This is a genomic window from Bdellovibrio bacteriovorus (assembly GCF_041888015.1).
GTDB lineage: Bacteria > Bdellovibrionota > Bdellovibrionia > Bdellovibrionales > Bdellovibrionaceae > Bdellovibrio.
On sequence record NZ_CP168968.1, the window covers coordinates 3,420,578 to 3,441,194 of the forward strand.

The following is a 20,617-nucleotide window of genomic DNA, read 5'->3' on the forward strand; positions in this document are numbered from 1 at the left end:
AGGCTAGGACTTTAGAAATTTTTCAAACTCGTTCTTGGTTTCGCCAGCTGTGTAAGGCAAAAGAAGGCGGGCCACATGGCGTTTACCGCGCTCAATACTGCGCTTGCCAGGCTGTTTTTCTGCGGATTCAAAGAACTGCAGGAAGGTGGTCGCCATCGCCAGAAGGGATTCGGCGATGTACTGCATTTCAGAGACTTCGTCGATCTTCATCATTTTGCCGTCCTTAACCCATTGGCGGTAAAGGATGACCATCAACTTCATCATTTTCTGGATATGGTTGCGCCACATCTTCGCCAACTGCGGATCCTTGCGGCGAAGGGCGTACATTTCGCGGTGGAAGAAGCGATAGCGCCAGTACAACTCGAAGTTGTCGCTGATGAAGGCCAAAGGCGTGTACTTCTTCGTGCGGCTCGGGCGCCAAACATCGTAGGTTTCTTTCGCCATTCTCTTAAACAGCTCGATCAAAATCTCTTCCTTATTGTCATAGTGAAAATAGAGGTTTCCAGGGCTGATATCCATGGCCTTGGCGATGTGGTTCGTGGTGATCGCGACAACACCGCTGCGATTGAAGAGTTCAATGGAGGTAACGAGAATGCGTTCTTTGGTCTTCATGTATATTAGTCTTTAGTCCAAGTCCCCTCGAGAGTCACGCAAGAATGCCCCGAAAAGCGCACCAGAATGGCATTTCCCGCGCCTTCTTCTGAGAATGCTCTTGAAAGCGTTAAAAAACTGGTGCTACCATAAAACAATGTCATCTAAAAACAAATCTAAGTTGCTAAAACTGCTCGTTTTTTCTGGAGCCAGCCTTGTAGGCCTGTATTCTCTTCTGGGTTTCACGTCCTCATCGGACAGTCAGGAAGCCCAAGCTCATCAGAAAATCCAATCTCAACTCGAACAGCGCACCCAGCTTGCAAAAGCCCTTGGTGAAAAGATTCGCGCTAATGATCTGCCGGAGTCGCTTAAACTCCCATGGAATGGCGACAGCCACGCCGTCAAGATCAGCTATACGATTGATGATTCCCTTCAGCGTGAAGCTGATCGCCTGCTCAAGGCCTACAAGCCTGATTACGGCGCGATCTTCATGATCGACGCCATGACGGGCGAGGTTCTGGCAATGTCCAGCTTCCAGCGTGACGATGCTCATGCTCCGAACTTGAATCTGCAGGCGACCTTCCCGGCGGCGTCCGTTTTCAAGGTCGTCACCGCCACTGCGGCAGTGGATAAAGCCGGCGTCAGCCCCGAACATAAGATCCGTTACAACGGCGGCGCTTACACGCTTTACAAGAAGAATGTTCTTTCTGACAAAGTGACCCGTTGGACCAACGTGATCACCCTGAAGGACGCCTTCGCCCGCTCTATTAACACGGCCTTTGGCCGCCTGAGCATCGAAAACCTGCATCCCGAAGATCTGAACGAATACGCCAACCGCTTTATGTTCAATCAGGAGATCCCGGCGGACTTCCCGGTTGAAATGGGTGTGGCCTATGTTCCTCCGGGCAAAGGCTTTGAGATGGCGGAAGTGGCTTCCGGCTACAACAAAACCAACCGCATGAGCCCGGTTCAGGGTGCCATGATCGCAGCCTCTGTTGCCAATGACGGCCAGGTCGTAGTTCCTTATCTGATTCGCAATATGACAGATGAAAAGGGCGAGTCCTTGTACGAAGGCTCGACTTTAAATAACGGCCACATCATGACCAAAGAATCCGCTGCGAAAGTGCGTGAGCTGATGGAAAGAACTGTGATTGCAGGAACTTCCCGCCGCTCATTCCGTCCGATCACCAAAGACCGCAAATTCCGTGAAATTGAAATGGGTGGTAAAACAGGTCACCTGACAGGTGATAACCCTCGCGGTCGTACCGACTGGTTCGTGGGCTACGCCTTGGATGGCGAACGCAAAATTGCAGTTGCCGCTATCACGGTGAACAAGAAATTCTGGACAGTAAAATCCGCTCACTTGGGACAGTCCATGTTCCGCAAATACTTCGGCCCGGTGGTTTCCAACCCAACCAAAGCTGGCCGAGTGGTGTCCCGCTAATCTTTCTTATCGGTGTTGCTGGTATCGTGTGTGATCTCAAGAGGGGTCACATCCAGCACTTCGGCGTTGATCTCGCGCTCTTCACGCACTTCTTCAAAGCCGGTTCCGTTGTTGCGGAAGTCATAGTAACGGAATCCACCCGCATTGCCCGGACCGCCCCCCGTACCCATTCCCGCACCAAAACCGAAAGGACCACCGAAGTTAAAGACTCGGGCTGATCCTTGCGCCATTTTCTTAGCCATATAGAACTTAAATCTCCAGATCGCGAAGTGACGAAGACCCGGCAGGAACAATACCACAGCCGCCACTCGCGCAAAGAACGACGGGATCACAAACAACAGCCCCGAAATAAAGATCGCACCAGAATGCAAAATTTTATTGGCTGGCAACTGCCCGCGCATCATCGAGGTCTGCAGGTTCATCATAGCCAGACGGCCGACGATTGCCACGATCACAAAGCCCAGCAGACAAGGCAGCAGATACAAACCCAGCGTATTCAGAAATCCCCACTCCTGAACTGCTAAAATGAAAATCACCAGCTCAGCAATCAGAAAAGGAAATGGAATCATCAACATGGGGACTCCTTCGAATTAGAAATCAAATGTGGCCACGACCGGGCAGTGGTCAGAGCCCTCAACTTGTTCGAGAATATCTGCTGAAGACAGATATTTCTCAAGACCTTTTGAAATACAAACATAGTCAATGCGCCAGCCACGATTGGCGATGCGTCCGTAAGTGCGCATATCCCACCAGGAATAACGCTTTGCTTCGGTGGGCTTGAAATAACGGAAGGTGTCGATAAAGCCCAGATCCAGGAACTGATCAAACCAAACCCGCTCTTCTGGCAAGAAGCCACTTTCTTTCGACAGACGAATCGGATCAAAAACATCGATATTTTCGTGGGCCACATTATAGTCCCCAACCACAATCACCTGACGGCCGGTCTGCAGTTTTTCCTTCAGATGAATATTCAGATCTTTCAGAAACTGCTGTTTGAAGTTGTGGCGCTCCTGGCCCGAACCGCCATTGGGGAAGTAAATATTGTAAAGATCAAATTCACCGTGGTCGGTCATCACAATGCGTCCCTCGGACTCATAGTCAGGTATCGCGTTAAAATGATACTGCACCTGTGCCGGTGGCGCGTGCGTGAATGTGGCCACACCCGAGTAACCTTTGCGTTGGGCCGAAGACCAGTAGGAGTGCTCCCAACGAAGAGTGCGAGTCTCTGTTTCAACCTGATCAATGTGAGCTTTTGTTTCCTGAACACAGAAAACATCCGGTTTTTCCGTATTCAGAAAATCCATCAGTCCCTTCTTGTAACAAGCTCTAATTCCATTCACATTCCAAGAGATGATTTTCACAGTTTCTCCTTGCCTTTTAAGGCCCACCAAAGGCATCAATTAATAGCAAGGAGACCTCTTTATGCCAATGATTAATCAACCCGCTCCGCAATTCACAACACAAGCTGTTTTTGACGGTGGCGAAGTTCGAGATATTTCCCTTACTGACTTCAAAGGAAAATGGGTTGTCCTGTTCTTCTACCCTTTGGATTTCACTTTCGTCTGCCCGACAGAATTGACTCAGTTCCGTGAACATCTGAAGTCTTTCCAGCAGGCTGGTGCCACTGTTATTGGCTGCAGTGTGGACTCTGTTCATTCTCACAAACGCTGGTTGCGCGATGATCTGGGCAATCTGGGGTATCCTTTGATGGCAGATCTGACCAAACGTATCGCGCGTGACTATGGGGTTCTGTTTGAAGACCGTGGCATCGCAACTCGTGGGACATTCATCATCGATCCAGAACAAAAAATTCAGTACATGGGCATCCACAACACTTCTGTTGGTCGCGACGCCAAAGAAATTCTGCGCGTTCTTCAGGGCTGCCAAAGCGGTGAGCTTTGCCAGGCCGGCTGGAAAGCCGGTGATGATCACATCACACCGTTGAAGTAGTCATGAATCTGAAAGCTGATTTCATCCAACAGCTTCGTTCTTCCTACAAGGGGCTTACCAACGAGCCCCTTGAAGATCTTGTTTCTGAAAACTTGATCTCTCCTTTTGCCGTCACCTTGCCCGAAGCGATCCTAAAAAAAGCGGAAAAGATTGTTTCCCTTCTGTTCCAACTGCGCGAACAGTCCTCTTACCTGAAGCACTATGAAAATCTTATTGCCGAAAAAGGTCTTAAAGACCCGGGCAACAAGTCCATCATGATGAGCTATGATTTTCACCTGGACGAGCATCAAAATCTGAAGCTCATCGAGGTGAACACCAACGCGGCCTTCCTGATTCTGGGTTATGAAATGTACCAGATGAAAGGACATCCCCTGCCAGTTGCGGATTTCTCACGCGACGAAATCCGCAAAATGGTTGAAACAGAGATGTCTTTGCAGGGAAAAACCGCAACAGCACCGTTCAAGGTGGCTATCACTGATGAAGCCCCTTCCGAGCAACGTTTGTTTGCAGAGTTCCTGGCCTATAACGAGCTTTTCAAATCCTATGGTTGGGATTCCCGCATTGTAGATTACCGTGACCTGTTTAAGGAATTCTCTCCGGACTTTATCTACAATCGCTATACCGACTTCTTCCTGACCGAGCCATCCAGCTCGGTTCTGCGTGAGAAGTTCCTGAATGGTGACGTCTGCCTGTCCCCGAATCCCTTTGAGTACCTGATGCTGGCTGATAAGCAGCGTTTGATTGACTGGGGTGTTCCTGGATTCCTGGAATCTCAAGGGTTGTCAGGCTCGGATCTGGAACTGATCCGCACATCCATTCCTGAGTCCTATGATGTCTGTGAATCCAAAGCGACTGAGATCTGGGCTGAACGTAAAAAGTTCTTCTTTAAACCCAAGAATGCCTTCGGTTCCAAGCAATCTTACAGGGGTTCTTCCATCAGTCGCAGTGCTTTTGATAAAATCGTGGGTCACGATATGATTGCCCAGGAATTTATTCCGGCTCCGGAACAGACCTTTGAAACTCCCGAAGGCCCACAGGCCTTCAAATATGATTTACGCTGTTATGCTTATCAGGGGCGCATGCAACTGGTTCTGGCTCGGCTGTATCAGGGGCAAGTTACAAACTTGCGCACACCTTACGGCGGATTCGCCACAGTTGTTAAAGGCTCATAGTTTTTTTGAACGAATCCAAAGACGCAACGGAGTCAGCTCTTTTTCCGTCAATCCGACAAAATGAACCTGAATACGGAAGAATGTCTCCGTCGCTGTTTTAGTTTCCTCACATGCCGTGATTCGTAAAGGCATTTTACTGATACCGATATCATCATACAAACTGCTGGAAAGACGCAGCACCATACCCAACGGCATCGGCACGTTGGACTTAATCACCATTCCCAACTCAGAAACAGTCATGATCTCGGTCTTGGTCTCCCATTCTGCCTTCACATAGACAGGAGCCTCCACGAAGTGAGCCGTGTCCTTTTCACTTTTTGCCAACAGGTTTTTAATTTTAGCCAGCAGCAATTCCGGATCAATGGGCTTAACCACATAATCATTGGCGCCAGACTCAATACCTTTTTCAACATCCGCCTTTTCGCGTTTTCCCGTCAGAAGAATCACCGGCATTTTGGCAATCTGCGGATTATTGCGAACTGTGCGAATCAAGGCATAACCTGTGGCCCCACCAGGCATGATGGCATCGGTGATCATCAAATCAAACGGTTCATTGGTCAGGCGATCCAAAGCATCAATAGAATTCGTGCAAGACGTGACAAGATGGTTATCCTTCAGAAGCAAAGCCTCCAAGGTCAGCAGGACACTTTTTTGATCATCCACGATCAGTATCTTTGCCATATCACGCCGCCTTCATCTTGGCAGAATAAAGTTTCAGTTCCGACAGACTTTCAAAAAACTTTCTTTCAACCTGCTTTAACAGGAACTCTGCTTCATGAAAGTCCTGGTTATCTTCAAGCTTTTGACAAAGCTCCGCCACATTTTTCGCACCCAAGGTGGCCGCACTGGATTTCAGCGCATGAGCTGCTTCTGAAACTCGGTCTCGACTCAACTCGTTGATGCCCTCGCGAATTTCATGCAGCAGCGCCGGACCGGATTGCTCCAGATCCTCGATCAGAACCTCAGTCAGACTGCGATCCTGGGACATCAGATCTTTGATATTCTGCAAAGCCTTCAGATCCAAAGTCTTTTCCGCTGGTTTCATCCAGCGATGTAAAACCTCGATCAGTCTATGAAGCTCTAAAGGCTTCGTCAAAAAGTCATCCATCCCCGCTTCAAGGCACGACTTGCGTTCACCACTGGTGCCTTCCGCCGTCAGCGCTATCACCGGGGTTTTGCGGGCTTTCGTGTTTTCCTGCAAACGCAGCTGCTGTGTGGCCTGATAGCCATTCAGAACTGGCATTTGGCAATCCATAAAGACCAGGTCATAATCCCGTTCCTGAAGCTTCTGTAAAGCGACCTCACCGTTATTGGCAATATCCACGGTCAGCCCCAGCTTGCGCAGATAGGATTCAGCCACACGCTGATTCACGATTTGATCTTCCGCCACAAGCACATGGCCACTGAAGATCCTGGCAAAACGAATCTCTGAGGATTGAGGCAGCTCATCCCCATCACACATTGGCAACTCCACCTGGAACCAGAAATTCGAACCCACCCCAGGAACACTCTCGACGCCAATATGACCACCCATCAAATCTACAAGTTGTCGGCAAATAGACAGCCCCAGACCTGTGCCACCGAATTTCATCCCGGCCCCTGCCTGGAAGTATTTCTGGAAGAGGGACTTCTTTTCATGCTCTTGCAAGCCCTGGCCCGTATCTTTGATTTCAAACAGTAAGGCTGTTTTACCATCGCTGTCACCGCGACTGGAAATCTCGATACGCACAAATCCTTTTTCTGTAAACTTCACCGCATTTCCGATCAGATTCACCAGAATCTGGCGCAGTCTTCCAGAATCTGCCTTATAGTGCCAGGCCATCTTGCCATCAAAGCGACACTCAAGGCCGATGTTCTTTTCCGCCGTGGCTGGCTTGAACATTTCCAGCACATCTTCCACCAAAAATTGTAAATCCAGAGGTTGCGGATCCAGACGAATCTTCCCCGCCTCAATTTTGGAGTGATCCAAAAGATCATTAATCAGCATCAACAGCGATTCAGCAGAACGCTTGATATTTCCAACATAATCCTGCTGTTCTGGGTCCAGGCGAGTATCACGCAAAAGAGTCGTCATCCCGATCACACCATTCATAGGCGTGCGAATTTCGTGGCTCATGGCCGCCAGGAAGTCTGATTTCTTTTGGGATGCCTCGACCGCGGCTTCGCGGGCTCGGACCCACTCCTGTTCGACCAACTTGCGACGGCTGACATCCTTAAAGACGATCAAGGCCCCTGAAATGCCGCCGTCAATATCATTCAATGGACGACTGCTTAAGGAAATATAGATTCCTTCTGGATGCTCTTGATTCTGGACAAAAATTTCCAGATCATCCACGCGATCGCCACTCAAGGCGCGATACAGCGGCAATTCTTTTCGCGTGTATGTGCGGCCCTGTTCAGGGTTGTAGAACCCCAGTGCTTCCACACTGGACTCCGTCGCAATTTCCTTAATTTTTGAACCGATAATTCTTTGTGCAGCTGCATTGTAATGCGTGAACCAGCCGTTCTGATCCACGACGATCAAAGCCTCACTCATACTGTTCAGAATCGTATCCAGCAGAATGGACTTACCTTCCAAATTCTCGATATGCTGCACCTGCTGACGGTGTTCCGTTCGTTGCAGCAGACGGCTGATCAAAATAAGAAAAATCGCAGCTCCCAATGCCCACAGAAACTTCAAACCCTGCGGTGTTGGCTTAAACTGCAGCGGTGCCGACGCGGCTTTCATCTCGATCAACTGATGCTGAATCTGGTATTGGGTTAGCTCCAAAGACTCTTCGGCCCGTGCGGGACTGCGGCCCGGGCTCATCAATTGGTTATTGGCCGTTTCAATATGACGACGAATCATGTGGCCCAACTTCACGGCTTCGGCCTGCACCGCAGGTTCCTGTCTGGTTGCCATGGATAAACGGGCCAGTTGTCCATTCAGAGACGAAATACTTTGATTGTACTCTTTGAGATCCACAGGATTTCGCGATTTTAGAAAAGCGTTTTGAAAGTGATCTGCGCGGCTCAGAACCTTTTCCACGTTATTCAGAACTTCGCTAAGCTCGGTCGTGGGACGTTCGGAATATTGGATCAGCTGCAGCAGCTCGGGTCGCTGAAACGTCAGATAGCCCAAGGCAAGCAAACCCAGCAGGCCTAATTCGACCCCAAAACGAGCAAGCAATGTCCTTAAAAGTGAAGCAGACCCCATAAGCTACTAAACCCCTTATTTACTTATCGGAGAGGATATCTCAGCATGAAGCAAAAATCTGAGCTGTCCAAAACATGATCATTTCCACGAAAATTTAGGACCGGTAATCCAAGTCCAGTATGTTATGATCCTTTGTGAGGTGAAAATGCATTTGCAGGACGTTGTCTGGGAATCCCTTCAGGGACCGGGCTTTGAGCATTTGGTGCTGAAAAAATCAGGTGAAAATATTTTCGCTGATTCCTTATTGGTATACCCCGATGCCAGCGGCAAACTGCAACGAATCAAATACAGCATCACAATGGATGATTCCTACAGTGTGCAAAACTATCACGTCCAGTCATTGACTGATCCGGCTAAAAAGTTAGGGACGTCTGATCTGATTGAGTCTTTGTTCGTCGATATCTATCCGTCCCCGTTCACCAACACTCTGCCCATTCAGTGGATGCGCTCACAGTTCCTGCAGGTTTACGAAATAGAAGTCACCTGGGTCGATGTCCTTCAATTCAAGACAAAGACCGCCACACAACGCTATACGGAGCTTAAGGTCGGCCCTGAGCAAAGCCTCTATCGCTTTGAATCCATCGACGGCAAAACAAAAGAGGTCCACTTTAGCGCGGACCTCACTGTAGATAAAGACTGTCTGGTTCTGGAATACCCCGGCTATTTCCGCCGAAGATTGTAATCGACCTAAGGCCTGAAAGGCACGGCATCATAGCGAACTGACAGATACTGGGAGGTCTCACCCTCTTTTTTCACCAGCATCAGTTCAAATTCGGTGTGGGATCTTTGGTAGATCTTGTACTGAGCCCCGCTGGATTCCAGCCACTCTTCCAAATTTTCGTTCTGTGGCATCGCTGCACTCTTAAGATTCCAGAAGGAAAAGCGTTGAGCTTCTGTCAAAAGCTGGAACTGCCAAAGGCTCTGACCCACACGATGCTTCTTGTGAGTGTCGATCAAAGTCGGTGCCAGCAAGGAAAACCTCTGGCCAAGGTCCTGAGAAACGTTGCCACAAAGGATTTGGCCCGACACGGAGGCCTTCATAAAAGACTGATAGCCATGCAAACGCGTCTTTTCGGCTCCAGAAGTGCTTTCCACATAGTATTCCACATCACGCGCCACCAAAACCGTCTCTGGCAAGCGTTTCAGGGAACCCACGAACTCACTGCGAAGCTCGGTCAGGAACTCGGGGCGGTTGTCACAAGCAGGGGCTGTCATGAATTGGGGGCGCAGAAGCTTACCCGGAGCTTCCCCTTTGAAGGCGAACGATGTCGTTGAGATCAGCACTAGAAGTAAAAAGCCAGATGTCTTCATTGTTTCCCCTTATTATGTCCAGTCTAGTATTCGGAAGAACTTTTTTAGGGCTTAATATTAAAGTGCAGGCCAGTCGTGCCGATATGAAGAGTGTCTCATTTTTCTACAAGGATGGTGGAAGCAACATGACGATGAAACATAGTGGCGCTCGAAAGTTACAGCAACTGACGAACTTCTATTCGTCTTTCGATCAACTCAACGGCGTGCATCCTTGGATGGATGCAGTCAAAGACGGGTTTGTTTCCTACAAAGTTCGTGAACTCAACACTGGCAAAGTCGCCTACTTCAACTTCATTCTTGCAAAAGAAATGGGATTGATTCCGCCGGATCATCCTCATCAAATGAGCGAAGACCTGCAGCAAAAACTTATCGACACCTTTTCTTTGCAGATCATCAATGAATATGACGAACTGACTCATCGTCGCATTGACCCAGCCACCATCCGTCCTCACGAATACATGGCCACTCGCTACCTGCAGCTGCAACACAGCAACAAACAAGGTAAAACTTCCGGCGACGGTCGCGGTATCTGGAATGGAACTGTCTATCACCGCGGCACGACTTGGGATGTTTCCAGCCGAGGCACGGGTGTGACCTGCCTTGCCCCCGGGGCAGTTCAGGCACAAAAGCCCCTAAAAACCGGCGGAACCGAATTCGGCTACGGCTGCGGCCTAGCGGAAATTGATGAACTCTTAGGAGCTTCGATTCTGGCTGAAGTCATGCATTTACAGGGCATCGGAACTGAACGCATGCTGTGCGTGATTGACCTTGGCAAAGGTTATGGCATTGGTATTCGGGCCGCGCAAAATCTGATTCGCCCCGCCCATCTGTTTTTGTATCTGAAACAAGAGCGCTGGGACAATCTGAAGGCCGCCACCGACTATTTGATTGACCGTCAAGTGGACAACAAAGTTTGGAATATCAAATCCAAAGGTGCCGCCAAATACGATGAAATGCTGACCGCCATTTCCAAATCCTTCGGTGAGTTCACCGCCATTCTGGATACCGACTATATTTTTGCCTGGTTGGACTGGGATGGTGACAACGTTCTGGCTGATGCGGGCATCATTGACTATGGCAGCGTTCGTCAGTTCGGTATTCGCCACGACAAATACCGCTATGATGACGTGGAAAGATTCTCGACCAATTTAAATGAACAAAAACAAAAGGCCCGACTGATTGTGCAAGTCTTTGCACAAATGGCCGACTATCTGAAAACCAAAAAGAAGAAAACTTTGCGCGAGTTTGCCCAGCATCCAGCTGTTCAGAACTTCAACAAGGTGTTCGAGCAAAAACGGGCCGAGCGCCTGCTCTATCGTATGGGCTTTAACGAAACCCAGCGCAGCCATATCATGGCCCAAGACGGATTGTTCGAACGCTTCGACAAAGAGTTCTCGTTCTTTGAAAGAGCCAAAGTCAGTGGCAACACTGAAAAGGTCGCCGATGGTGTCAATCATCCAGCCCTGTACAATATGCGCACTATCATGAAGAGCTACCCGCGCTTCCTGATGGAAAGCCCTCTGCCATTTGAAAAACGCTGGATGACGGAAAACAGCTTCTTTAAGGCGGTCTTGTCAGGTTTTGCCAAGTCCCGCGACGCCCGCATGGGTGAAAAACAACGTCGCCATATCGCCGCCTTCCAAAACGTCTATCGTGAACTGGTGGAAGCAGCCTCTGGGCGCAACAAACCAGAACATGTTCTAAAAGGAATCTGTGAGCGCGCTGAAAAGCTGAACTCTGACAAACGCATCACCGGAAATGCCCTGATCGAGATGGTTGAAGAAATCATCACGGAAAAGAAAAAGGGCCTTCCGATGGAACAAATTCAGAAAATTGTCGACAAGCTGGTCTATGAACAAAACGGCATGCCGGAAATCCCGGTCAGCCGCTTCTATCGGGATCAACTGGCGACTCCGGCTGTTAAAATGGATCTATATGCCAAGCTCTTAAGCCTGGTGGAAGAGCACAAAGAATCTATCTAAGTAAGTAAAAAGGACCTGGCTGAAAAGCCCGGTCCTCAACCCCAGGGTTGTATTTTACATCCCCTCCGTTGAGTTCATGTCATGAAAGGATTAGAACCTCCCCTCTACTTAATACTTAAAAGGGGTTGGAATGAGTCCGGAACTTCTGATGCCAGCAGGCTCTCTTGAAAAATTGAAATACGCCTATAACTTCGGCGCTGACGCGGTTTACGTCGGAGTTCCCCTTTTCAGCTTACGAGCCCGCGAAAACGAAATGACTTTTGAAGACCTGGAAAAAGGAATTCAATATGCGCGTGAAAACGGAAAGCAGATCTACGTCACCGCCAATATCTTTGCCCGCAATCTGAAGCTGAAATCCTTCCGCGAGAACTTCAAGAAATGGGTGAATCTTAAACCGGACGCTTTCATCATGAGCGATCCTGGTCTGATGATGATCGCCAAAGAAGTTGATCCCGACGTCAATATTCACCTGAGCGTTCAATCCAACTGTATGAACTGGCAAAGTGTGAAGTTCTGGCAACAGCAAGGCGCTACCCGCATCATCCTAAGCCGCGAATTGCGCCTGGAGGAAATCAAAGAGATCCACGAACGCGTGCCAGACATCGAGCTGGAGGCTTTCGTCCACGGATCAATCTGTATTGCCTATTCCGGCCGCTGCCTGCTGTCGCACTATATGAGCTATCGTGATGCCAATCAGGGTGTCTGCGATAATAGCTGTCGCTACGGCTACAACATCTATAAGGCCGACACAAACAAGGAAGAAGAATTCTATCTGGAAGACCTGCGCAATAAAGGTGAGTTCTATCAAATCGACGAGGATGAACACGGCACCTACATTATGAATGCCAAAGATCTTTGCGTGATCGAACACCTGCGCGAACTGCGCGATGCGGGCGTGTGTTCCTTCAAGGTCGAAGGGCGCACAAAGTCCATCTACTATGCGGCCATGGTTTCACGCATCTATCGCAAAGCCATCGATGACATGATGGCAGGGCGTGATTTCGACCGCAATCTTCTTCTGGAACTGGATAAGATCGCCAATCGCGGATACCACAAAGGTTTCGTGGCCGGAAATCTAAGCCATCATTCTCAGGAATATCGCCACTCGACCTCCAGAAATTACAGTCAGAAATTTGCGGGTATTGTTTTAGGCGAATCTGATCAGCCCGGATTTGTAAAGATCGAGGCTCGCCATCGCCTGCGTCCCGAAGAAGAAGTTGAAGTGATCTCTCCAGATGGCATCCAAAAAGCGGTGATCGGAAAAATCATCAATGACAAATACGAAAGTGTCCCACAGGCCGGAGGCGGCGGACTGGTCTATCACGTTGAACTTCCCATTAAACCTCAGGCAAACTCCCTGATCAGTCTGCTGGAAAAAGGCGGCTTCTAAAAAGATAAAGCACCCTGCGGGGTGCTTCTACTATTCTGTCTATGCCGACTTCTTAACCGCGATTTCGCCGTACTTGGTATCAATGCCCATGATATGTGCGGTTAGCCACGTTTTCAAAAAATGTAAAAAGGTCGGTGATAAGACATCTGCCTTCTCGAAATCCGCCTGATGCCCTTTCAATCGCTCGATCAGCTCCCGATGGATTTTCTTGTGAACTTCCGCATGAGAGTATGGCAGCGTATCGAAAAATTCTTCCTCGTGTTCAATGTGAGTGACTGTCCAACTGACCAGTTCACGCACAATAGCAACTAACTCGTTTTTGTCGGCTTTGTTTTCATTGCGGTCATAAAGTCGGTTCATAATTTCGATAAGCTTTTTGTGCTCTTCATCCATGGCATCAACCTGTGTTGTCAGGCGACTTTGATCCCACTTAAAGAAAGGTTCCGACATTTTCCACCCCTCGGCCCGTTTGTTAAATATTCGTAACGTTAACTCATCGGAGAGGTGGAAATTGGCCTACATGACGGCTGTCATGACCTGCTAGTTTTTTCGAAGATCTGACAATTGGTCGCGAACCCAGCGTCTAATAATGGGATATTCTTCGTCTTTCAAAGAGTGATCTTTTTCCATCTCAACCCACTGGACCTTCAACCCGGCGTCTTTCAGCTTGTCGACTCCATATTTAGTTTCTTCCAAAGGAAGAATGTCATCTTGATGACCATGGGTAAACAGCCACGGAGTCTGTTTAGCTTCCAAAGACAGGTTGTTACGCCAACGCGGATAGAAATTAAAGTATCCACTGATGCCGACCACACCACCCAGTTTTTTAGGATAATTCAGGCCCACATCCGCACTGATCAAACAACCTTGAGAAAATCCAAATAAGAAAATCTTGCGGCTGTCCCAGCCTTGGTTTTCCAGATCATTCAGCAGATCAAAAAGTTTTTCACGAATCTTAAGAACGCCATTTCCCTGGAACGGCGGCTCCCCATACCAGGTATAGCCATCCAGAAACTTTCTTGGAGCGTTCAGCAGCAGATAGTTCATTTCTGGCAAACCCATTTCTTCATCAAAAGAGAAAAACGGACGAATGCTATCCCCGCGACCATGCAGAACAATCATCAGAAAGTCTGACTTCTTTTTTGCGGGAATAAATTTATGTTTAAAAAGGGGTGTCGTAATCATAGCCCTGCCCTAGCCACTGCTTTTGTGCAAAATAAAACCTGACGTGCTTTTGTCATCTGCATATCGTCGGAAGACAAAGCGTCTTCCATTTCCAGGCAATCACCCGTGGCAAAAGCCTTCCCCAACATGCGAACCTGTCTTTCAGGAGCCCGCAACGGGTGGATAAACTGTTCTGCCTCACGTACCACTGAGATCTCTTCAAAATTCACAGCCACATCGGGCTCAAGACCCTTCATCTGCGGAGATCTTCCGGATGGGAGGTAATAGAATCCCTTTGTTTCAAACAGTGCGATCTTTTTATTCTGCGACCAGTATTCGCCTTCCTGGAAAGAACCTTTTCCGAAAGTTCTTTCCCCCACCAGCACCGCACGATTCAGGTCACGCAAAGCTCCGGCAACGATTTCAGAAGCGCTGGCCGAAGCCGCGTTGATCAAGACTGCCATCGGCAGATCAAAACGCTTTTCTTCGCCACCATAGTATTCTTCAGACTTTTTGCTCGGGTCCAGATAACGAACTTCAAAGATTTTTTCATCTGGTCCCACGAACAAGCTGGCAATGCAGGCGGCTTCTTCCATCTGACCGCCCGGATTATCACGCAGATCCAACAGCAAACCACGCACGTGGGACTCTTTCAGAATATCCAGGGACTCTTTCACCTTCTCACACGCGCCACGGGCAAACTTATTGATGCCCACAACAGCAATCGGCTTAATTCCTTCAATCACACGTGTTGAAACTGTGGCGATCGTTATTTCCTGACGACGCAGACGGAACTTAAGCTCTTCACCATCTCGCAAAACACGAACCTTGGCCACTTCACCGACTTCACCCTTCAAAAGTTCCGACACACGCGCCTGCAAAAGACCTTTAACTTCAAAGCCATTCACAGACAGCAGAACATCGCCTTTTTGCAGACCCGCCAACTTGGCCGGGCTGCCTTCTGTCAATTTGCGGATAACATATCTGCCATTGGCTGTGCCCAGGGAAATACCCAAACTGACAGAACGACTGTCAGCACGGGAAATCACTTCCTGGAACTGGGAAACTGGCATGAAGTAAGTGTGAGGATCGCGGAAGACAGAAATAAAGCCATTCAATCCCAGGCCGACCATCATCGCCCGTTGAGACTCAGGAATATGTTTTTCCTGCAGCTCTTGCCAGGCCTTCAAGAAAGAGATCTTTACGGCCTTTGCTGTATTTTCCGCAAAGAACTTCTGCCACGGTTCAAGCTGCTTTTTCTCAGAACTCATGTCGGCGGACAAAGACTCATGCACGGGCACCAGCTCACCATTCAGTCCCAAACTCAGGTTGTAGCGGTTGGCAACAGTCAAAACGGAATTAGCACAGGCCAGGAAGTAGCGCTGCGAGCTGCTGCAAGTCTGATCCTGCAAAAGGTCTTCAAGGGCCGCAGGGCCCAAACCCGTTTCCGCCCAATAGTTTTCTGTGGATTTGACCTTACTGGCTTCAGAGCCGGAGACACGCCAAAGATACAGGCTGGCCCCCAAAACCAATACAGAAAGTGAGATTATAAAGAACCTTGGTGAACTGAGCACTAAAAGCCTCCGACCCGTCGGATTTCCTAGAGCAACGGGCATGCCCACTCAGATCGAATTGGTTGCAGCTCGGCGGTGTATTTTGGAAGTTTTTTCCTGTTCGCCAAGGCCCTAAACAACGCCCCCGGCCTTGAGCTTTCCCAGGGCCTGTAATACCTTAAAATCACTATGATTATCGTAACAGGTGCAAATGGTTTTATTGGCAGTGTAATGGTGTGGGAGCTCAACCAAAAAGGGTTCACCGACGTGGTCGCAGTGGACTCTGTGGGTCTTAGCGAACGCAACCTTCTTCGCAAGCAGAAGATTTCCAAATTCCTGCTGAAGGACGAGCTTTGGCCCTTCCTTGAAACTGATGACGCCAAAAAGAAAGTCACCTGGATTATTCACATGGGAGCTTGTTCTTCCACGACAGAAACCAACAAAGACTTCCTTTGGGAAAATAACACTTATTACACGCAAAGAATCTTTGAATGGTGTGCAGAGCATGGCAAGTCCATGATCTATGCTTCCAGTGCAGCGACTTATGGCGCTGGCGAACTGGGCTTTGACGACACTACAGATCCGGAAAAACTTCGCCCGCTGAATTTGTACGGCGAATCCAAAGTTTTGTTCGACCGCTGGGCCGTGAAACAGACAAAAACTCCGCCGCACTGGTACGGTTTGAAATTCTTCAACGTCTTTGGCCCGAATGAATATCACAAAGGTGCGATGTCCAGCGTGGCATTCAAAGCCTACAACCAGATCAAAGACACTGGCGCATTGGGCTTGTTCAAATCCGCTGATCCAAAATACAAAGACGGCGAATTCATGCGCGACTTCGTGTACGTGAAAGACGTCACTGGCTGGATGGCCGAATTGATGGATAAGAAACCGACCAACGGCATTTACAACATGGGCTTCGGAAAACCGCGCACCTGGCTGGATCTGGCTGGGGGCGTGTTTAAAGCCATGGGCCAGGACATGAAGATCAACTGGCTGGAAATGCCGGAAAATATTCGCGGGCAATACCAGTATTTCACAGAAGCAAAAACTGACAAATGGTTGGCAGCAGGAATGAGCGCGGCGAAATGGCCTTTGGAAAAAGCCGTGGCCGACTATGTTCAGAACTATCTGTCCAAAGAAGACAAAGACATCTAAGAGAGCGTAAATTCATGGAGACGGACTTTCTACCGCCACACTTAAGAAAATACGTCGTAGAACAACACTACGAAAAATACACAGCTATTGATCAGGCCGTCTGGCGCTATATTCTGCGCCAGTTAAAAGCCTTCCTCTCCAAGCACGCGCATGAGTGCTACGTGGAAGGTCTTGCTAAAACCGGTATTGATATAGAGCGCATTCCACGTATTGAAGACGTCAGCAAAAAGCTCAAGGATTTCGGCTGGAGAGCCCTGCCTGTCAGCGGCTTCATTCCCCCAGCAGCCTTCATGGAGCTGCAATCTTTGGGCGTTCTTCCGATCGCCTCTGACATGCGCACTTTGGATCATCTGCTTTACACCCCGGCCCCGGACATTGTTCACGAAGCCGCGGGGCACGCTCCAATTCTGATTCATCCGGAGTTTTCCGATTACCTGCGCCGATATGCCCAGGTGGCGAAGAAAGCGATCATCAGCAAAGAAGATCTGGATCTTTACGAAGCCATCCGTGATCTGTCTGACATCAAAGAAAATCCAACCTCCACACCAGAACAAGTGAAGGCCGCGGAAGAGCATCTGGAAAAAGTGGGTAAAAGCATTTCCCACATCTCCGAAGCTTCCGAACTGTCACGCATGAACTGGTGGACAGCGGAGTACGGCCTTATTGGTGACTTGAACAGTCCCAAGATCTTTGGCGCTGGCCTGCTTTCCAGCGTCGGCGAATCCAAATGGTGCTTGAGTGCCAAGGTTCAAAAGATTCCGCTGACTGTTGACTGCATCAAAACCAGTTACGACATCACAGAACCACAACCCCAATTGTTCGTGGCAACAGATTTCAAAAATCTGGTGCAAGTCTTGGACGAAATGGCCGATCAAATGGCCTTCCGCATGGGCGGTCTTCAAGGTCTGCGCAAAGCGATTCAGGCTGAATCCGCCAACACAGCGGAACTTAATTCAGGCATTCAGATTTCCGGTCAAATTGTGGAAGCGATCACTGATTCCACAGGTGCGGTGGCGTACTTGCGCTTGCAAGGACCTTCGCAGTTGTCTTATCAAGATGCAGAACTATCTGGTCATGATAAAACATATCACGCCCATGGATTTGGAACTCCTGTCGGCTTCCTGAAGTCTCATCCGGGCAAATGTCCGTCCACTTTCACTGACGCCGAATGGATGTCTTTGGATGTGGTTCCGGGAAACACCGTGCATCTGGAATATGCTTCCGGCGTGCTGGTCACGGGTAAAGTTCAATCCCGCACAGTTCGCGACGGAAAAACAATTCTGCTCAGTCTGACCCATGCGTCTGCGAATTTCGGGGACCGTGTTTTGTTTGCTCCTGAATGGGGCACGTTTGATATGGCCGTTGGTTCGAGTGTGACTTCAGTCTTCGGTGGCCCCGCAGACCGTGAAGCCTATGGCGAAACCACGGACTTCGTCGCTAAACGTGTGCCGGCTCCGAAGTATTCTGACCTTGAACTTAAACGTCAGGGACTTTATGCAGCTTTGAGAAAGGCTCGCGAAGACAAACTTCAGGATGATACTTTGACAGCGACTTTGGAAAAGCTTCTGACCGAACACAAAACAGTGGCTCCGCAAGACTGGTTGTTGTATTTGGAAGCTCTGGAGCTGGTATTGTCACGAGCTCCTCAGTCTTCACTGAAAACCCAGCTTGAAAAAGATCTGTCCCAACTTGCCTCCAAAGACGAGAAAACAAGTGGCCTGATCGCTGATGGTTTGGTACTGGCGGGAGCCCTTTAATGAAACGTCCTTTTGAAGTTCGCATTGTTCTGGTTCGCACCATCTATGAGCGCAACATCGGCGCGACTTCCAGAGCCATGAGCAATATGGGTGCCGAAAAGTTGATTCTGCTCGACCCCCAATGTGAACTGACCTACGAAGCCCAACAGGCGGCGGCGACCGGGCAAACCGGTTTACAGAACCGCACTGTGTACAGCTCGTGGGAAGACTTCCTGGCAAAAGAGCCCGAAAGCATCAAGGTGGCCTTCACTGCCCGTGATGGCAAGGGTCGCCAGGTGCGTGATATGGAAGAGGTCTTTCAGGACATCGCCACCAAATCCCCACAGTTCCAAATTCAAAGTGAAGTTCCTTACGTTGTGCATCTGATTTTCGGTCCGGAAGACTGGGGTCTTGCCGGAGAAGATCTGGAACTGGCCAACTTCTGCGCCTGTATTCCGACCTTTGGTGAAAACTGGAGTTTGAATCTGGCTCAAGCCACACTGCTGGGCATGTTCGGCCTGCGACGCGCCTGGGGCGGAGATCGCACCAAGCTTGATGGCGGCAAAATTCGCAGAGCTCCCCAGGGTATTGAGGGCATCAATCCTGAACTGACTCTGAAAACCTGGCTTGAAGAAATGGGTTTTGATCTGACTCGCCAAAGAAAGATCAACGTCTTCACCGTTCTTCGCCGTATGCTTTTGCAAAACACACCGACGAAGAAGGAACTGGTTATTTTAGAAACCGTTCTTCAGCAGAGCATCCGTAAATTGCGTGAATGGAAAGAGTTCCAGAAGCGCGATCAATAGCCTCTATGGGTTTTTGCACGAGCGGATCTTCATCAGCTTCGAATCAAAAGTAAATTCGATCACTTCCTGGGTCTTTAGCGCTTTTTGCAGACAGCGATAGTCCGCCCCTTTATCAACTTCCAAAGGGGTTGATACCGTGGCCATCGTCACCAGATAGTTATTTTTCAAAGGATTCTTTTGCAGACTCAGGACCTTACCCGTAAAAGCAAAGTCCGCCATCGCCATCAAAGGAAGAAGCAACCACCACCCCATTAGGATGTCAGAAGCTCCTCGTTCAAACGATCTTCCTGCGCACGGATAGATCTCAATTTCTTATCCAACTTTTGCAGAGCTTGCGCCATGCTTTGTCCCAGATCATGAAGTTCGTTGATACGATTCATGGTCTCGTCTTCCTGGCCTCCCACCAAACGCAAGCTTTCCAGCTTGGCGGAGTTCAGATCAATCTCTTTGGACAAAGATTCCATCTTTTGATTGAGTTTCTTGCGATCTTCAACCAGAGCCTTGGTCATTTCACGGATCTGATCCAGATCCAGAACTTCCAGTTGGCCTGTGGAGAAAGCATCTTGTGAATCTTGCGGTTTCGCTGCGACTTCATTGTCTTCGCCCTGGAAAGCTTCCAAAAACAAAGACCATTCGTTTTTAAGGGATTTTACGATCGACCTACTACTGTCATCACCCATAAATATTAAAATACTCCTGCGCTCTTTGAGCGACTTGCGGATTCATCGGCCTTGGGAATTAAGAAGTAACAAAGGCCATATCCCAGAATTGCGGTTCCGAAGGTGATCAGCAATGACAGGACAAACCCTGCTCTCACAACACCCACCTCAATCTGGTATCGTTTAGCTATTCTAGCACAGACTCCAAGGAGCTTTCTATCTAGAGCTTGGTCCAGTCTATCGACGCGGGGCAAACAGACTGCCAGGATCAAATAAAACACGATACCAGTTCCGAACCATAGAACTGCAACCAGCCAAATGACGCGCAGTATCCATGTTTCAATACCCAAAGCGTCGCCCAAACCCTTACAAACGCCAGCTAACGCCCCTTTGTCAGAGCGAACCCAACGATAGTCCAGTTTCTGTGCGGTTTGTTCCATCGAACCTCCCAATAGCGGTCATTTTCCCCAAAAGGATCTTTTTAGCATCTTTGCCGAGCTTGCAC

21 protein-coding genes are annotated in these 20,617 nt (G+C 49.1%); 9 read left to right on the forward strand and 12 right to left on the reverse strand.

Annotation, left to right across the window (positions count from 1 at the left end; genetic code table 11):
• Positions 1–3: 3 nt before the first annotated feature.
• Complete coding sequence (locus ACES2G_RS16295; protein ID WP_374000766.1) at positions 4–612, reverse strand: TetR/AcrR family transcriptional regulator; 609 nt, start codon at positions 610–612, stop codon at positions 4–6.
• A gap of 94 nt (positions 613–706) precedes the next feature.
• Between ACES2G_RS16295 and ACES2G_RS16300 the strand changes: the two genes are divergently transcribed.
• Positions 707–2,035, forward strand: coding sequence for a penicillin-binding transpeptidase domain-containing protein (locus ACES2G_RS16300; protein WP_347357300.1), 1,329 nt, complete (start codon positions 707–709; stop codon positions 2,033–2,035).
• Here ACES2G_RS16300 and ACES2G_RS16305 read toward each other — a convergent pair.
• Positions 2,032–2,610, reverse strand: a complete 579-nt coding sequence (locus tag ACES2G_RS16305) for an FxsA family protein (protein ID WP_374000767.1) — start codon at positions 2,608–2,610, stop codon at positions 2,032–2,034. The two genes, ACES2G_RS16300 and ACES2G_RS16305, sit on opposite strands and share 4 nt — an antisense overlap.
• A gap of 15 nt (positions 2,611–2,625) precedes the next feature.
• Positions 2,626–3,396 (reverse strand): exodeoxyribonuclease III, encoded by a 771-nt coding sequence (locus tag ACES2G_RS16310; RefSeq protein WP_374000768.1) that lies wholly within the window; start codon positions 3,394–3,396, stop codon positions 2,626–2,628.
• Between the two features lie 61 nt (positions 3,397–3,457).
• Here ACES2G_RS16310 and ACES2G_RS16315 point away from each other — a divergent pair, with 61 nt between their 5' ends.
• Both ACES2G_RS16315 and ACES2G_RS16320 read left to right on the forward strand, forming a co-directional pair.
• Positions 3,458–3,985, forward strand: coding sequence for a peroxiredoxin (locus ACES2G_RS16315; RefSeq protein ID WP_347357304.1), 528 nt, complete (start codon positions 3,458–3,460; stop codon positions 3,983–3,985).
• A 2-nt stretch (positions 3,986–3,987) separates the two neighbouring features.
• Entirely contained in the window at positions 3,988–5,157 is a 1,170-nt protein-coding gene (locus ACES2G_RS16320; protein WP_347357306.1) for a hypothetical protein, read from the forward strand.
• Here the strand turns inward: ACES2G_RS16320 and ACES2G_RS16325 are convergent.
• Both ACES2G_RS16325 and ACES2G_RS16330 read right to left on the reverse strand, forming a co-directional pair.
• Positions 5,152–5,838, reverse strand: coding sequence for a response regulator (locus ACES2G_RS16325; protein WP_347357307.1), 687 nt, complete (start codon positions 5,836–5,838; stop codon positions 5,152–5,154). The genes ACES2G_RS16320 and ACES2G_RS16325 overlap by 6 nt on opposite strands.
• A 1-nt stretch (position 5,839) precedes the next feature.
• The gene (locus tag ACES2G_RS16330) at positions 5,840–8,353 is read right to left on the reverse strand and encodes a response regulator (protein WP_347357308.1); all 2,514 of its coding nucleotides are present in this window, start codon (positions 8,351–8,353) and stop codon (positions 5,840–5,842) included.
• Between the two features lie 145 nt (positions 8,354–8,498).
• Here ACES2G_RS16330 and ACES2G_RS16335 point away from each other — a divergent pair, with 145 nt between their 5' ends.
• On the forward strand, positions 8,499–9,035 hold the full coding sequence (locus ACES2G_RS16335) for a putative glycolipid-binding domain-containing protein (RefSeq protein ID WP_347357309.1): 537 nt from the start codon (positions 8,499–8,501) through the stop codon (positions 9,033–9,035).
• Positions 9,036–9,040: 5 nt separating this feature from the next.
• Here ACES2G_RS16335 and ACES2G_RS16340 read toward each other — a convergent pair whose 3' ends face one another.
• Positions 9,041–9,664 (reverse strand): hypothetical protein, encoded by a 624-nt coding sequence (locus ACES2G_RS16340; protein WP_347357311.1) that lies wholly within the window; start codon positions 9,662–9,664, stop codon positions 9,041–9,043.
• Positions 9,665–9,789: 125 nt separating this feature from the next.
• Here ACES2G_RS16340 and ACES2G_RS16345 point away from each other — a divergent pair, with 125 nt between their 5' ends.
• Positions 9,790–11,646, forward strand: a complete 1,857-nt coding sequence (locus ACES2G_RS16345; protein ID WP_347357312.1) for a hypothetical protein — start codon at positions 9,790–9,792, stop codon at positions 11,644–11,646.
• A gap of 130 nt (positions 11,647–11,776) precedes the next feature.
• Positions 11,777–13,036, forward strand: coding sequence for a U32 family peptidase C-terminal domain-containing protein (locus ACES2G_RS16350; protein WP_347357313.1), 1,260 nt, complete (start codon positions 11,777–11,779; stop codon positions 13,034–13,036).
• A gap of 39 nt (positions 13,037–13,075) precedes the next feature.
• On the opposite strand, the gene ACES2G_RS16355 is transcribed toward ACES2G_RS16350, so the two are convergent.
• The 3 genes from ACES2G_RS16355 to ACES2G_RS16365 form a co-directional block, all read right to left on the reverse strand.
• The gene (locus ACES2G_RS16355) at positions 13,076–13,486 is read right to left on the reverse strand and encodes a bacteriohemerythrin (protein WP_347357315.1); all 411 of its coding nucleotides are present in this window, start codon (positions 13,484–13,486) and stop codon (positions 13,076–13,078) included.
• A 90-nt stretch (positions 13,487–13,576) separates the two neighbouring features.
• Complete coding sequence (locus ACES2G_RS16360; protein WP_347357316.1) at positions 13,577–14,221, reverse strand: serine esterase; 645 nt, start codon at positions 14,219–14,221, stop codon at positions 13,577–13,579.
• Positions 14,218–15,774, reverse strand: coding sequence for a S41 family peptidase (locus ACES2G_RS16365; protein ID WP_374000769.1), 1,557 nt, complete (start codon positions 15,772–15,774; stop codon positions 14,218–14,220). The genes ACES2G_RS16360 and ACES2G_RS16365 overlap by 4 nt, the downstream gene beginning before the upstream one ends.
• Before the next feature lie 168 nt (positions 15,775–15,942).
• On the opposite strand from ACES2G_RS16365, the gene rfaD reads away from it, so the two are divergent.
• The 3 genes from rfaD to ACES2G_RS16380 are packed head-to-tail and all read left to right on the forward strand — an operon-like array spanning position 15,943 to position 19,453.
• Entirely contained in the window at positions 15,943–16,911 is a 969-nt protein-coding gene (rfaD, locus tag ACES2G_RS16370) for an ADP-glyceromanno-heptose 6-epimerase (RefSeq protein ID WP_374000770.1), read from the forward strand.
• Between the two features lie 14 nt (positions 16,912–16,925).
• Positions 16,926–18,668 (forward strand): aromatic amino acid hydroxylase, encoded by a 1,743-nt coding sequence (locus tag ACES2G_RS16375; protein ID WP_347357319.1) that lies wholly within the window; start codon positions 16,926–16,928, stop codon positions 18,666–18,668.
• The gene (locus tag ACES2G_RS16380; RefSeq protein ID WP_374000771.1) at positions 18,668–19,453 is read left to right on the forward strand and encodes an RNA methyltransferase; all 786 of its coding nucleotides are present in this window, start codon (positions 18,668–18,670) and stop codon (positions 19,451–19,453) included. Before ACES2G_RS16375 ends, ACES2G_RS16380 begins: the two co-directional genes overlap by 1 nt.
• Before the next feature lie 3 nt (positions 19,454–19,456).
• On the opposite strand, the gene ACES2G_RS16385 is transcribed toward ACES2G_RS16380, so the two are convergent.
• From ACES2G_RS16385 to ACES2G_RS16395, 3 genes are read right to left on the reverse strand one after another with little or no spacing between them, the layout of a single operon-like run.
• Positions 19,457–19,705, reverse strand: a complete 249-nt coding sequence (locus ACES2G_RS16385) for a hypothetical protein (RefSeq protein WP_374000772.1) — start codon at positions 19,703–19,705, stop codon at positions 19,457–19,459.
• Entirely contained in the window at positions 19,705–20,133 is a 429-nt protein-coding gene (locus ACES2G_RS16390; protein WP_347357324.1) for a hypothetical protein, read from the reverse strand. The genes ACES2G_RS16385 and ACES2G_RS16390 overlap by 1 nt, the downstream gene beginning before the upstream one ends.
• 5 nt (positions 20,134–20,138) lie before the next feature.
• Positions 20,139–20,552 carry a PspC domain-containing protein gene (locus ACES2G_RS16395; RefSeq protein ID WP_347357326.1) on the reverse strand — a complete coding sequence of 138 codons (414 nt, stop codon included), beginning with the start codon at positions 20,550–20,552 and terminating at the stop codon, positions 20,139–20,141.
• Between the last annotated feature and the right edge of the window lie 65 nt (positions 20,553–20,617).